The organism is Enterococcus dongliensis, assembly GCF_031927985.1.
GTDB classification, from domain to species: Bacteria; Bacillota; Bacilli; order Lactobacillales; family Enterococcaceae; genus Enterococcus_A; species Enterococcus_A dongliensis.
In genome coordinates, this window is the sequence record NZ_JARPZC010000002.1 from 58,334 (window position 1) to 72,619 (window position 14,286).

A 14,286-nucleotide genomic window follows, 5' to 3' on the forward strand; every position below is an offset into this window, starting at 1 on the left:
GAGGAACACTCAGTGAAACAAAAAGTAGCAGTTTTAGGCCCGGGGTCTTGGGGGACCGCTTTAGCACAAGTTTTAGCTGAAAATGGTCATGAAGTAAGACTTTGGGGAAATAACCAAGCACAAATTGATGAGATCAATACTTATCATACTAATCGACATTACTTGCCAGACTTGAAAATCCCCGAAAGTATTCGAGGAGAAAAAAGTTTGGAACGTGCAGTCAAAGATGCAGATGCTGTTTTATTTGTCATCCCAACGAAGGCTGTTCGGTTGGTTGCTCAAGAATTTGCCCAAGTGGTTGAAAACAGTCCTGTAATCATCCATGCAAGTAAGGGACTAGAGCAAGAAACCCACAAACGTATCTCAGAAATTCTAACAGAAGAAATTCCTCAAGAGCATCGTCAAGGAGTCGTTGTTTTATCAGGACCTAGTCATGCGGAAGAAGTAGCAGTGCATGATATCACAACGATTACAGCAGCTAGTGAAGATGAGACCTTAGCAACTTATGTACAAAAATTATTCATGAATGAATATTTAAGAATCTATACCAATACAGATGTCATTGGTGTTGAAACTGGTGCGGCATTAAAAAATATCATCGCTTTAGGTGCAGGCGCTTTACATGGTCTTTCTTATGGTGACGATGCGAAAGCTGCCATCATGACACGAGGATTAGCAGAAATCAGCCGATTAGGTGTAGCGATGGGAGCAAATCCACTGACTTTTATCGGTTTAAGTGGTGTTGGCGATTTGATCGTAACATGTACATCAGTCCATTCACGAAACTGGCGTGCTGGGAATCTTTTAGGCAAGGGCCATAAATTAGACGAAGTTTTAGACAATATGGGCATGATTGTTGAGGGTGTCTCAACGACAAAGGCAGCAAAAGAGTTAGCTGATCGATTAAATGTCAGTATGCCGATTACTGAGACAATCTATGATGTGTTATACAATGATAAAGACGTCCGGCAAGCTTGTCGCGATTTGATGATGCGTGAAGGTACGTTTGAAAATGAATTTACTTTAGAATAGAAAGTGTGGGATAAGAGTCATGCGAGTAAAAAAAGCAGTCATTCCAGCCGCTGGGTTGGGAACAAGATTTTTGCCAGCCACTAAAGCGATGGCTAAAGAAATGCTGCCGATTGTTGATAAACCAACAATCCAATTTATCGTGGAAGAAGCATTGAATTCTGGAATCGAAGATATTTTGATCGTGACAGGAAAAGCAAAACGTCCGATTGAGGATCATTTTGATGCCAATATCGAATTAGAAATGAATCTAAAAGAAAAAGGCAAAACAGATTTATTGAAATTAGTTGAAGAAACAACCGATGTGAATTTACACTTTATCCGTCAATCACACCCTAAAGGTTTGGGACATGCCGTGCTACAAGCTCGTGCATTTGTTGGAAATGAACCTTTTGTAGTCATGCTAGGGGATGACTTGATGGAAGATCGAGTGCCATTAACGAAACAATTGATGAACGATTACGAGCAAACTCATGCCTCAACGATTGCTGTGATGCGTGTACCAGAAGATGAAACGTCAAAATATGGAATCATCAATCCAGGTGAAGAAGTCGCTAAAGGCTTGTTCAACGTGAAAAATTTTGTAGAAAAACCAAAACCTAAAGAAGCACCAAGTAATTTAGCGATCATTGGTCGTTACTTATTGACTCCTGAAATCTTCGACGTTTTGGCTACACAAAAACCAGGTGCTGGAAATGAGATTCAATTAACAGATGCAATCGATACATTAAATAAAACACAACGAGTTTTTGCTCATGAGTTCAATGGAAAACGATTCGATGTAGGCGATAAATTTGGTTTCATGACAACTAGCATTGAATACGGCTTGAAACATCCAGAGATCAAAGATAAATTACAGGATTATATCATTGCTTTAGGCAAAGAATTAAGCGGACAAAACAAAGTAAAAAAATAATATAAAAGCGCAGATTGATTTCTGCGTTTTTTTGTTGTTTTAAATAAATGAATCATTGATTTATTTAATGTTAACTATCAATATGATTAATAGAATATATCATTCATTTTGTTATATAATATCTTTTGAAAATAACAATAATGAAAAGAGGGACAAATGAAAACTTCTCGCTTAAATAAAGAAATCGTCATTGAATGTGCGATGGAACTAGTTGATGAGTCTGGTATCAACGGATTGCGGTTAAATAAGATTGCAGAACGATTAGAGGTTAAATCACCCTCATTGTATACACATACAGGAAGTATCACCGAACTACGGCATACAGTGGTTGGACGCGCAATGGAAGAGTTTCGCGCGCAATTAGTCGATGCACTTTTAGGCCGTGCCAATCTATGCGCTTTTGTAGAATTAGGAAAGTCGTGGGTCACTTATGCAAAAAAGAAAAATGATTTTTACATTGTTTTTTATCAAAAAGAATACATAGAAACTTATGAAAGAAAAATCTCTCATTTTTTAAGAGCAGCATTTGAACGAATCTTTTTTACTTGTGAATTGACTGATAAAGAACTTGTTCAAGTCGAACGAGTCATCACCAATTATTTCCGGGGAAATACCAATGATTTTGTTGAAAGTTTTGATGAGGAGGATCTGATTAGTGATTTAGAGATTCTTTACAATGGTATTCTTCAAAATTTTACAAAGATCGCTCAATAAGTTAATTGAGCGTTTTTTTATTCCGATTGATTACAACTCTTTCTCTTTCATTAATTTGCAGGTGAATGGTATAATTTAAGTTAGTATAATGAGTGAAAGAGGAAGGGAGCGATTAAATGAATCTAGGGGGCATTGCAGCACTTATTGCAGCGCTTGCATTTGTTGTCTTAGTCTTATTTTTAGTTCGTGTTTTGAGTCAAGTCTCAAAAACAGTTGAAAAAGTAGAGACAACAGTGACCGAGGCCAATACAACAATCGATGTGCTTACAAAAGACGTGGATCTGCTCATGCAGCAAGTAGAAGGATTATTGGTTAAAGGGAATCATTTATTAAATGATATCAATGGGAAAGTAGAAACGATCGATCCATTGTTTACAGCAGTGGCTGATTTGAGTCAGAGTGTTTCTGATTTAAATACGACAAGTCGAAATCTAGCAGGAAAGGTCAGCGGTGTCGGAAAACATGCGACAAAAGCTGGCGTAGCAGGAAAAGTCGGCGCAACTACGATGCGGTTTTTTAGAGATCACAAGAAAACAACGAAAACGGAGGGATAAGGATGGCAAAACGCGGCAAATTTTTAGTAGGTGCTTTGATTGGCGGGACAGCGGCAGCAGCAGCGGCATTACTATTGGCACCGAAATCTGGTAAGGAACTACGTGAAGATTTAGCAAAGAAAACGGATGATTGGTTGGACCTAGCCTCTGATTACACGGATGATTTGGTTACAAAAACAAGTGAGATGGGATCAATCGTGAAAGAACGTGCTTCTGATTTGAGTGATCAAGCTAGTGATTTGGCTTCCAATGTAAAGGAAAAAGTCGGCGATTCAATGGAAGATATGAACGACATCACTTCTGACACTCTAGAAGATCTGAAACGCCAAAGTTCTGATCTATCTGATCGTTTCCGTAAAGCAGCCAGCGATGCGAAAGATGTGGCTGAAGATACATCAGAAGATATTGTGATCGATGCCAAAGAAACTAAGGAAGAAGCAAAAGAAACAGTTTCTGAAGGTGCGGAAGCTTTAGCAGCTAAGAGTGAAGAAATAAATCAACAAACCTCTGACTTTTCTGAAATCAAAGAAGAACTAAAAGAAGAAATCGAAAAGAATAATCCAGAATAAAAAAAGCTCTCAAATTTGAGAGCTTTTTTTATTGATAGACAGATCAATTATTGAGTAAAAAGAGTCCTTTTTTATAGTAAGATTGTAAAATAATTTCAGTAAACGCTTACATATAAATAAGAAAAAAAGTGTAAAACGGTTGCAATCAATGAACCAACGTGCTATTATCTTTTAGAAATGTAAATGACATTTTCTGAAAACATGATAAAAGGAGCATACCATGGAAAAGCAAACAATTACGATTTATGATGTTGCCCGTGAAGCAAATGTTTCAATGGCAACCGTTTCTCGTGTAGTCAACGGCAACCCTAATGTAAAACCAACAACACGTAAAAAGGTGTTAGAAGTTATTGAACGTCTAGATTATCGTCCAAATGCAGTTGCACGAGGACTAGCGAGTAAGAAAACAACAACTGTCGGTGTAATCATCCCAGATGTTAGCAATATGTTTTTTGCGTCATTGGCACGCGGAATCGATGACATTGCGACAATGTACAAATACAACATTATTTTAGCTAATTCCGATGGCGAAGCACAAAAAGAAGTCAATGTACTGAATAATTTATTAGCAAAACAAGTAGATGGTGTAATCTTCATGGGACATCGCATTACTGATGAGATTCGTGCGGAATTTTCTCGCTCAAAAACACCAATCGTTTTAGCTGGTTCAATTGATCCGGATGAGCAAGTCGGCAGTGTCAATATCGATTATGCGGCAGCTACAAAAGAATCAATCGATTTATTAGCAAAACATGGCAATAAGAAAATTGCTTTCATTAGTGGCGCATTGATCGATGCCATCAATGGTCATGCCCGCATGGGTGGTTACAAAAAATCATTGGCTGAAAATGGCTTAGAATATAGTGAAGGACTAATCTTTGAAGCGCCTTATAATTTTAAAGAAGGAATTGCTTTAACAGACCGCATCTTGAATAGTGGTGCAACAGCAGCTTACGTGACAGATGATGCGTTAGCAATTGGTTTATTGGATGGCTTGATGGACAAAGGTGTGAAAGTTCCTGAAGAATTTGAGATTATTACAAGCAATGATTCATTACTGACAGAAGTAGCACGTCCACGTTTGAGTAGTGTAACGCAACCGTTATACGATATTGGTGCTGTAGCGATGCGTTTATTGACAAAAATGATGAATAAAGAAGAGATTGAACAAAAAACAATCGTGTTGCCGCACGGTGTTTTTGAAAAAGGTTCAACGAAACAATAAGCATAGCCTCATTGTAGAGTTTGATGCAGATACGAGTAAATCTAAAATCAATCTTTTCTTGTTACAAAAATTAAAATAACTATAGCTTCAAGCGACTGTGTCTTCCATCAGACACAGTCGTTTTTTGTCATTTCTGACAGATTACATCGTTGAAGGATGGCGCCGTGCAAAATCAAAGAAACGGAATTTATCGACTTGATGACGGCTTTCAGTATATTGAAATTGTTGCGCATCACTAGTAAATACCCGACTTTTTACTGAGACGATATTGATATCTTGTTGATTGAGGTCCAATAGTTTACGATCTTCTTCTGTTAATGCATCAATCGTGATCTCTTTTTCCGCAAAAGAAATATTAATCCCCAATTGGTTCTCAAAGTAGCGATAGATAGAGTCTTTGGCAATCTCAGTATCTAAATCTGCTACAATTGTTGTCAGCAGCAGATCTTTATCAAGGATCACTTTCTTTTGATCAATCGCTCGGGTACGGAGCAATTCCCAACAAACCGCACCAGTTTCAAATCCTGTGTAATGTGCGACTTCTTGATCAATCACAATTTTTTTAAGACTGACGACTTGGGTATTACTTTCATAGCCATAGGAATTTTGTAATTCTTTATAGCTAGTCAGACCGGAAACCGGGAAACGTAGTTGTTCACGTTTTAAGACTAACGATCCTTTGCCTTGGATTTTTTGGATGTAACCATTGGCCATTAAAAGAGCAAGCGCCTTGCGAATCGTATCTCGAGAGACGTGATAGGTTTGTCGAAGCGTATTTTCACTAGGTAAGTAAGTCTCTGCTCCATAAACACCTTTTAAAATTCCTCGTTCAATTGCTTGATAGATTACTTCATAATTTTTCATCCAACCATCCTAACTTGTCCGTATATGTTTTAATCATTATACAAACAATCGTTTCATAAGTAAAACGCTTTCTAAAAAGAGCTAAAAGTAAAATGAGAGAATTATTATTTTAAGCAGAACTTGTTGGGAAAACAACCAACTTGTAGAGGGATTATAGACAAATAAGTCATTGATAAATTTTGTTATCATTTATTATGATGAGAAGAATCTAATAAAAAAACTATCTATCAAAATGTAAGCGATTTACAAAGACGGTTAAACCAGATATAGTAACTATATTAGCTGAACTTATCCATACAAGTGAAATTAATTGGAGGAGAAAAAATGGGAAAATATGAAAAGGATACAAAAGATCTACTCAAAGCGATCGGCGGCACAGAAAATATCTCAGCAGTCACGCATTGTGCTACACGAATGCGATTTGTTTTGAATGATCCGAAAAAAGCAAATGAAGCTCAAATTGAAGATATTCCTAGCGTCAAAGGAATGTTTACTAATGCGGGACAGTTTCAAGTCATTATTGGGAACGATGTGTCAGTTTTTTACAATGAGTTTGTCAAAGTTTCAGGCGTAACGGGTGTTTCAAAAGAAGCAGCCAAATCAGCAGCAAAACAAAATCAAAATCCAGTTCAACGTGCCATTACAGTTTTAGCAGAAATCTTTACCCCCTTATTACCAGCAATTATTGTCGGCGGTTTGATTTTAGGATTTCGAAATATTTTAGAAGCGGTACCAATGGGTTGGTTGGATGGTCAAACAATCGTTGAGGCTTCCACTTTTTGGAGTGGAGTGAATGGTTTCTTATGGTTGCCTGGTGAAGCGATTTTCCACTTCTTACCAGTTGGGATTACTTGGAGTATCGCCCGTAAAATGGGAGCGACCGAGATTTTAGGAATTGTTTTAGGGATTACATTAGTTTCACCGCAATTATTGAATGCCTATGCTGTAAACGGGACAACAGCTGCAGAGATTGCTAAAAATTGGACTTGGGATTTCGGTTTTTTCACCGTTGACAAGATTGGTTACCAAGCACAAGTTATTCCTGCGATGTTAGCCGGCTTTTTACTTGTGTACTTGGAACGTTTCTTCCGGAAATATATTCCAGAAGCTGTCTCAATGATTTTTGTTCCATTCTTTTCATTGATTCCGACTATTTTAGCCGCACATCTTATTTTAGGACCAATCGGTTGGAAAATCGGGACGGCAATCTCAGCTGTTGTGAATGCTGGATTGACTTCTAGCTTTAGTTGGTTGTTCGGTGGGATCTTTGGAGCCTTGTATTCACCGTTAGTTATCACAGGATTGCATCATACTACTTTAGCAATTGATTCGCAGTTGATCGCAGACTTTGGCTCAACTAATTTATGGCCGATGATCTGTTTATCGAATATCGCCCAAGGTGCATCTGTTTTAGCCATTGTTTTTGCTCATCGAGGAAATAAAAAAGAAGAACAAGTATCGATTCCATCAGTGATCTCTGCTTGGTTAGGTGTTACTGAACCGGCAATGTTCGGGATCAATTTAAAATACACCTATCCATTTATTGCTGCTATGATTGGTAGTGGAATCGCCGGGTTGTTTATTACTTTATTCAAAGTTCGGGCACTATCCATCGGTGTTGGTGGACTGCCGGGAATTTTGGCAATCCGTCCGCAAGATTATTTAATTTTTGTGATTGGTATGATCATTGCGATTGCCGTTCCATTCATTTTGACGCTGACTTTCCGTCGCATCGGTTTATTCAATAAAAACGATCGAGTGGAAGAAGACGATGTTCCAGCTAATGAATCCATTCAAAAAACAGGAGCCACAGTTGACTTATTTGCCCCAATTGCGGGTAGAGTGCAACCATTAAGCAGTGCCAAAGATCCTGTTTTTGCAGAAGGTATGATGGGACAAGGTGTTGTGATCGAACCTAGTGAAGGAAAACTATATGCACCCTTTGATGGGCAGATCAGTTTGTTATTTCCTACTAAACATGCCATCGGTTTAGTGAGTACGGAAGGAGCGGAAGTCTTGATCCATATCGGAATCGATACCGTTCAACTAGATGGCAATTATTTTACGAGTCATATGAAACAAGGAGACAGTGTCAAAAAAGGACAATTATTGATGGAGTTTGATGTAGCAGCAATCAAAGCGGCAGGTTATGAAACTCAAACACCTATCATCGTGACGAATGCGACTGATTTTCAAGTGGATCCATTGATTGAAGATGCCGTGGTCACAAGTAATGAGAAAATCTTACGAGCAAAAAAATTATAGATGCTGGAGGACACAATGAGTTTTAAAGAAAAAGTAATTTACCAAATTTATCCCAAATCATTTTTAGATACAAATCAAGATGGTGTCGGAGACCTACCTGGAATTAAGCAAAAACTTCCTTATTTAAAACAATTGGGTGTGGATATGATTTGGTTGAGCCCCATTTATCTAAGTCCACAAAAAGATAACGGATACGATGTGGCAGATTATACGGCCATTAATCCCATGTTCGGGACAATGGAAGATTTCGATCAGTTGATGACTACAGCCAATGAACTTGGAATCGAGCTCATGTTAGATATGGTATTTAATCATGTATCAATCGAGCATGAATGGTTTCAAAAAGCGTTAGCCGGTGATAAAAAATATCAAGATTACTTTATTTTGCGAGAAGAGCCGACTGATTGGCTCTCCAAGTTTGGTGGAAATGCTTGGGCCCCATTTGGAGAGACAGGGCGCTATTATTTGCATCTATATGATAAGACACAAGCCGATTTAAATTGGCGCAACCCTGAAGTTCGAGCAGAATTATTCAACGTATTAACATTTTGGATGGACAAAGGAGTCAAAGGATTTCGTTTCGATGTAATCAATGTAATTGGCAAAGATGAAGTATTAGCAAATTGTGAAGAAGAGGATGGCAAACCGGCTTATACGGATCGTCCGATCACTCATGAATTTATCCAGATGATGAATCAAGCAACCTTTGGTAAAGATCCCGAGATGATCACAGTCGGTGAAATGAGCTCTACTACGGTGAAAGAATGTATTTTGTATACAAAACCTGAACGAGAAGAATTAAGTATGACCTTTAATTTTCATCACTTAAAAGTGGATTATAAAGATGGGAAAAAGTGGACACAGATGCCCTTTGACTTTGCGAAATTAAAAGAATTGTTTCATACTTGGGGAACGCAAATGAGTGAAGAAGGTGGTTGGAATGCCCTTTTTTGGAACAATCACGATCAACCACGGGCATTGAATCGTTTTATCGATGTGGATAACTATCGTGTTGCTGGGGCAAAAATGTTGGCAAGTGCAATCCATTTGAATCGCGGGACACCATATATATATATGGGAGAAGAAATCGGCATGCTGGACCCAGATTATGAATCAATGGAGCAATACGTGGATGTAGAAAGTCTGAATGCATATCAAGAACTAATTGACGCTGGTCAGACGGAACAAACAGCATTTGAAATCGTCAAGCTTAAATCTCGCGACAATTCTCGTACACCGATGCAATGGGACAGCAGCAGATTCAGCGGGTTTTCACAAGTTTCTCCTTGGTTAACTGTTGGTCGAACAGCTGATACAATTAACGTAGCCAATGAATTACAAACAGGATCGATTTTCAGCTATTATCAGCAATTGATCAAGTTGCGCAAAAAATATCCTGTAATCTCAGAAGGAAGCTATGAAGCCTTTTTACCAGAACATCCGCAAATCTATGGATATATCAGACGTCTAGCAGATCATTCACTACTTGTGTTAAATAACTTCTTCCCACAAGAGACGACGATTGAACTACCAGAAGAATTTTCAGCAGGAGAAATTTTGATCGATAACTACCAGACTGAAACTTATAATAAAAAACTTGTGTTAAAACCTTATCAAACGATTGCGATTTATCGCTGATCTATAAAAAAAGGTTCCAAAGAATGATTTCTTTGGAACCTTTTTAGTCTCTAGTGATTATTTGAATTGTTCATGCTTGTATTTTTATTTAGTTAAATCGATTCGTTGATTGATTAAATAGATTAATCCGCCGCCTAATGCCATAGAAAGTAATTCGCCTACGCCAATGATCAACCAATTAAAGAAAAATGGAGCATGGTAGAAAAAGCTTAATTGGCCTGCAACGGTGAACATGGAGAAAGCGAAGATTAGTGCGGTGATAATCATTCGTTTTTTTAGACTGACAATATTTTTTGTCACAGCTCGACAAATCAGTAAGACGATTAACGTGGAAATACTTCCCAGTGCTACGTCGACTATACCTAGCGGAGAAGCCAAATTGGCGATTGCCACGCCTAAAGTCACAGCGATAGTGTAGCGTTTGTTAAAAAGCGGTAAGTAGTTGAACATTTCGGAAAGCCTAAATTGGATGGCCCCAAAACTTACAACAGATAAAACAATCGTGACAGCGACATATAATCCTGTCACAACGGCCATTTTAGCCGTATCAGTGGTGGTCCAGCGTTTAGCTGAACTTTTTTCAAGATGCATTTATCATTCTCCTTTACAAGACACTGTCTCGTTGATAACTGCGACCAAAGGATCGAAGTGCCGCAATGCGAAAATCTCGCTACTATTATCTTAGAGGATTTCAGAAAAATTGCAAGCTATTTTAAAAGCCAACCACCATCAATCGGTAAAATAGTTCCTTGGATATAACGTGTTTCTTCACTTGCTAAGAATAAGGTGGCGTATGCGACTTCTTCAGGTGTCGCCCAACGCTTGGTTGGTGTTTCCTCAGCTACCCATTTTGCCATTTTCCCATCCCCAGAGAAATCTGCTTGATTCATAGGGGTATCAATCGCTCCTGGTGCAAGTCCGTTGACATGAAGTCCCTTGTCAGCGTAATCTAGCGCCAATTGTTTAGTAAAACCGATGATAGCATGTTTGCTAGTCGTATAAGCGATTCCGCCGCCACCGGCGACCAATCCGGCAATCGAAGCCATGTTGATGATCGTCCCTTGATTATCCAATAATTCGTGTAATAATAATTTTGTCAATGTGAACATACTTTTTACATTGGTATCTAAAATTTGTGTCCATAAAGCTTCATCTGTTTCAGCTAATGGCAGATAATCATCTAGAATCCCCGCAGTATTCAGTAAAATATCAATCGTGCCAAACAAACTATGACAGTTTTTGATTGCTTCTTGCAGGTGATTTTTTTCTCGTACGTCTCCTAAGTAAAAAGCAAATCGTTCAGGAAAAATTTCTTGAAATCTCTGGAGTTGTCCGTTTTGCTGATCAAAAGCAAAGACTTGTGCACCAGCATTTAGTAAAGCCTGTGCTTGAGCCGCGCCAATTCCTGAGGCCGCACCGGTGATAAAGGCTGTTTTATTGGTAAAATCAAAAGTTATCATTCAACGATTTTCCAATCATCTGCTAAAATGTCACAAACAGTTGGGGCAAAACTAGAAAAACCTTCATCGGCTGTTTTAATCAGAAAATAAGGCGTAACTGGTGCACCCTCAAATTGCTGATTTTCAACGAGTGTCACATATAACTCAAATCCGCTCCAACCTTCCCGGATAATTTTTGCTCCTTTTTTTAGTTTGGGTAAAATTTCTTCAAATGTCATGAGTGATATCTCCTTAGTGGAATTATTTTTAAAACAGGTGTTCTGATCGATTATTTATAAAATGATTTTCTGTTGGTAGAATACCAAAAAGCTTGTGGAGTCACAAGCTGCTTAGATGCTCTTTTTACAGAATCATGAGCTTTTCACAAGTTGATCTAAGAAAAAAACTCACCATGGACTAGCCTCAAAGTTAGATTGAGAGACAGTTCATGGTGAGAAGTCTTTTAATTAATCGTCATCTGTCGTTTTGTTGTCTTTGTTTTTGGCAGCGACTTTATTTCGTGTATTCCAATACGTCTTGTAATCCTCGTCGTCACCGCCGATACCAAATTCGTAGGTGTTGTCTACTGGACCATCTTTTGCCCAAAGAGAAGTAGTTTCACCACTTGGCACTTGATAATTTATTCCATTGTGAGTCACTTTACCAGGTTTTAAACCAGTGAAATCAGAAACTTTGATTTGTTTCACGTCATCAGTCAGTTCAAATTTTTCATCTTCAGCAAAAACTGTTGGATTGACTTGATAGATTCGACCTGCAAGATAAGCCATGTAGGTTGCTGTTCGATTTCCAGCACCATCATTCATAGGTTTATTGTCATCTCGTCCAGTCCATGTTCCTAAGGTGATAGACGGAGTGGAGACAATTAACCAGTTGTCGGCATAGTTATCTGTTGTCCCAGTTTTTCCGACCCAATCAGCGGTACTTAGAGAATAATTCACACCACTCAAAATAGATTTGAACGGCGTTGTATGTTGTTCATTGATTACGCTGCGCATCAAATTATTCATAATAGAAGCTGTTGCTTTTGAATAGACTTGGACTGGTGCATTTTTATGTTTATAAATTTCTTTGCCAGTGCTGTCAGTAATAGAGTCAATCAAGTATCCTTGCTGATAGACTCCGTCATTTGCCAAGGTTTGGAAGCCATTGACTTCTGTTAAAGTTGAAACGCCTGTAGTACCTAATGGCGCGGATTCTACACCCCAAGTATTGGAAGTTGGATAATTCATTTTCTTCAAATAATTATCATAGGCAAATTGATCCGAACCTTTATTTGCAAGCATATCTTGATAAACATGGTATGCAGTGATATTTGTTGATTCGACCAAAGCTTCCCGAGTTGTCTGGAATGTCTTGGAACCTTTATTTTCCGCATTCTCTAATTCTTTTCCAGCATGTTCTCCGCGTTGATATTTCATCGGGAAATCAGCGATTCGCGAAGCGCTACCTAGTAGACCTTGATCGATTGCAGGTCCGTAGACTAAGACTGGTTTGATTGAGGAGCCGGCTTGTCGAACCGTATCAAAAGCATGATTGTTTTGATTTATATTGTAATCACGACTTCCGACGAAACCGTAGATTCGGCCAGTTTGGTTATCCATCATTACGGTTCCTGGTTCAACAGTTGCACCAGAGCCATCGTCTAAATATTGTCCGTATTCAGCAACCCCGAGTTGCATCGCGTCATAGATGTTTTTATCGATGGTTGATTTTACAATGAGCCCTTGATTTTGCATTTTGACTTTAGCTTGTTCAATGTAACGGCTTTGTACGTCATCTTTGTCGTATTCACCATCACTAATGCCATCTTCTTCCGCTTGTTTTTTTGCTACGATGCTGATGGCCTCATTATAAACAGTGTAGTATAAAAATCCGTGCTGCTGTACTTCGATATCTTGCCGAGCTTGAAAGTCTTTTGACAAATCATACTCTTTTGCGGCTTCGTATTCTTTTTTAGAAATCATCTGTTCACGATACATATTGAAAAGGACATCGTCTTTTCGAGCCATACCTAATGAATAATCTTGTTTTAGATCACCGGTGTTGGTGTAGGGACTATAAACAATCGGACTTTGCGGCAAACCAGCAATAAAAGCTGATTGCGGTAAGTTCAGATCCTTAGCATGGACACCAAAGATACCAATCGCTGCTTCTTCTACTCCTGCGATGTTTTGTCCTTTGTTATTACGCCCAAAAGGGGAGACATTCAAATAAGATGTTAAAATTTCATCTTTGCTTAAATATTTCTCTAAATCAAAGGCCAAGACAATTTCATTTGCTTTTCGTTTGAACGAAGTCTCATTTGTTAGGACCTGTTGTTTGATCAGCTGTTGAGTCAGTGTAGATCCTCCAGATCCAGCGCCAAAACCGACTACTTCGCCTAATAAGGCACGGACAACAGCTTTTGGTACGACACCGCGATGTTTATAAAAATTTTCATCTTCAGTAGCAACTAGTGCTTTTTTCACCCAGGAAGAAATTTCATCGGAACTTATTTTTTCACGGATTGGATCAGATTGGATTGTTGCTAGCTCTTGATCATCGGCATAAAGTAATTTTGATGGTTCGGCGATGTCTCCAACTTTTTGTTTCATTTCGGTTTTTGTAGGCGTCGGAGTTCCTTCGACAAGATGAGCAAAATACCCAGCTCCGATCCCAACAACCAGCAGACCGCCTAAAAAGAGCACTACGATAAAGCCAAGTAATAGTGACTTGATTACCCGCAATGAAACATTGAGTGCAAAAAGACCTCCAAGAGTAGTTTTTGATTTCTTTTTGCTACTCTTTTTCGGTTGTTTACTTATTTTTTTCTTGTGAGCCAAAAAGTCCACCTCGTTAAATTCTATTCATTTTAATTATCTGTTGAATTATAGCAAAGATTTACTTCTGTTAACAAGCAGATGCCGTGTTTGTAATCAAAACTTCAACTAATTGTTAAGGAAGAAAAAACAAGTATTAGCTGATTGATCAAGTGATGGTATGAAAAACGCTTTGTTAATCCCTCAGAAACTCGAATAAATCCAGCGAACATCTTTTATTTCCTCGTTTTTTC

At 38.4% G+C, this 14,286-nt stretch carries 13 protein-coding genes; 8 read left to right on the forward strand and 5 right to left on the reverse strand.

What is annotated here, in order from left to right:
• Nucleotides 1–12: 12 nt before the first annotated feature.
• The 6 genes from P7D84_RS01890 to ccpA all read left to right on the forward strand — a co-directional run bounded on the left by P7D84_RS01890 (nt 13) and on the right by ccpA (nt 5,007).
• Nucleotides 13–1,032 carry an NAD(P)H-dependent glycerol-3-phosphate dehydrogenase gene (locus P7D84_RS01890; RefSeq protein WP_137603993.1) on the forward strand — a complete coding sequence of 340 codons (1,020 nt, stop codon included), beginning with the start codon at nt 13–15 and terminating at the stop codon, nt 1,030–1,032.
• Between the two features lie 19 nt (nt 1,033–1,051).
• Nucleotides 1,052–1,945, forward strand: coding sequence for a UTP--glucose-1-phosphate uridylyltransferase GalU (gene galU, locus P7D84_RS01895; RefSeq protein WP_137603992.1), 894 nt, complete (start codon nt 1,052–1,054; stop codon nt 1,943–1,945).
• Nucleotides 1,946–2,101: 156 nt separating this feature from the next.
• A complete protein-coding gene (locus P7D84_RS01900; RefSeq protein WP_311801255.1) occupies nt 2,102–2,659 on the forward strand; it encodes a TetR/AcrR family transcriptional regulator in 558 nt (185 codons plus the stop codon).
• Between the two features lie 116 nt (nt 2,660–2,775).
• Nucleotides 2,776–3,213, forward strand: a complete 438-nt coding sequence (locus tag P7D84_RS01905) for a DUF948 domain-containing protein (RefSeq protein WP_137604331.1) — start codon at nt 2,776–2,778, stop codon at nt 3,211–3,213.
• A 2-nt stretch (nt 3,214–3,215) separates the two neighbouring features.
• Nucleotides 3,216–3,782: a YtxH domain-containing protein gene (locus tag P7D84_RS01910; RefSeq protein WP_311804816.1), complete on the forward strand. Its 567-nt coding sequence runs from the start codon at nt 3,216–3,218 to the stop codon at nt 3,780–3,782.
• A 220-nt stretch (nt 3,783–4,002) separates the two neighbouring features.
• Nucleotides 4,003–5,007, forward strand: a complete 1,005-nt coding sequence (ccpA, locus tag P7D84_RS01915; RefSeq protein ID WP_137604333.1) for a catabolite control protein A — start codon at nt 4,003–4,005, stop codon at nt 5,005–5,007.
• A 141-nt stretch (nt 5,008–5,148) separates the two neighbouring features.
• On the opposite strand, the gene treR is transcribed toward ccpA, so the two are convergent.
• Nucleotides 5,149–5,871, reverse strand: coding sequence for a trehalose operon repressor (gene treR / locus P7D84_RS01920; protein ID WP_311804817.1), 723 nt, complete (start codon nt 5,869–5,871; stop codon nt 5,149–5,151).
• Nucleotides 5,872–6,195: 324 nt separating this feature from the next.
• Between treR and treP the strand changes: the two genes are divergently transcribed.
• Both treP and treC read left to right on the forward strand, forming a co-directional pair.
• Nucleotides 6,196–8,136 carry a PTS system trehalose-specific EIIBC component gene (gene treP, locus P7D84_RS01925; protein WP_311804818.1) on the forward strand — a complete coding sequence of 647 codons (1,941 nt, stop codon included), beginning with the start codon at nt 6,196–6,198 and terminating at the stop codon, nt 8,134–8,136.
• A 15-nt stretch (nt 8,137–8,151) separates the two neighbouring features.
• Nucleotides 8,152–9,774, forward strand: coding sequence for an alpha,alpha-phosphotrehalase (treC, locus tag P7D84_RS01930; protein WP_311804819.1), 1,623 nt, complete (start codon nt 8,152–8,154; stop codon nt 9,772–9,774).
• An 84-nt stretch (nt 9,775–9,858) separates the two neighbouring features.
• Here treC and P7D84_RS01935 read toward each other — a convergent pair whose 3' ends face one another.
• The 4 genes from P7D84_RS01935 to P7D84_RS01950 form a co-directional block, all read right to left on the reverse strand.
• Nucleotides 9,859–10,365: a QueT transporter family protein gene (locus P7D84_RS01935; protein WP_137604337.1), complete on the reverse strand. Its 507-nt coding sequence runs from the start codon at nt 10,363–10,365 to the stop codon at nt 9,859–9,861.
• 116 nt (nt 10,366–10,481) lie between these two features.
• Nucleotides 10,482–11,234 (reverse strand): 3-oxoacyl-ACP reductase, encoded by a 753-nt coding sequence (locus P7D84_RS01940; protein WP_137604338.1) that lies wholly within the window; start codon nt 11,232–11,234, stop codon nt 10,482–10,484.
• Complete coding sequence (locus P7D84_RS01945) at nt 11,231–11,452, reverse strand: DUF2829 domain-containing protein (protein WP_137604339.1); 222 nt, start codon at nt 11,450–11,452, stop codon at nt 11,231–11,233. Before P7D84_RS01945 ends, P7D84_RS01940 begins: the two co-directional genes overlap by 4 nt.
• A 228-nt stretch (nt 11,453–11,680) precedes the next feature.
• Nucleotides 11,681–14,056, reverse strand: coding sequence for a transglycosylase domain-containing protein (locus P7D84_RS01950; protein WP_311804820.1), 2,376 nt, complete (start codon nt 14,054–14,056; stop codon nt 11,681–11,683).
• Between the last annotated feature and the right edge of the window lie 230 nt (nt 14,057–14,286).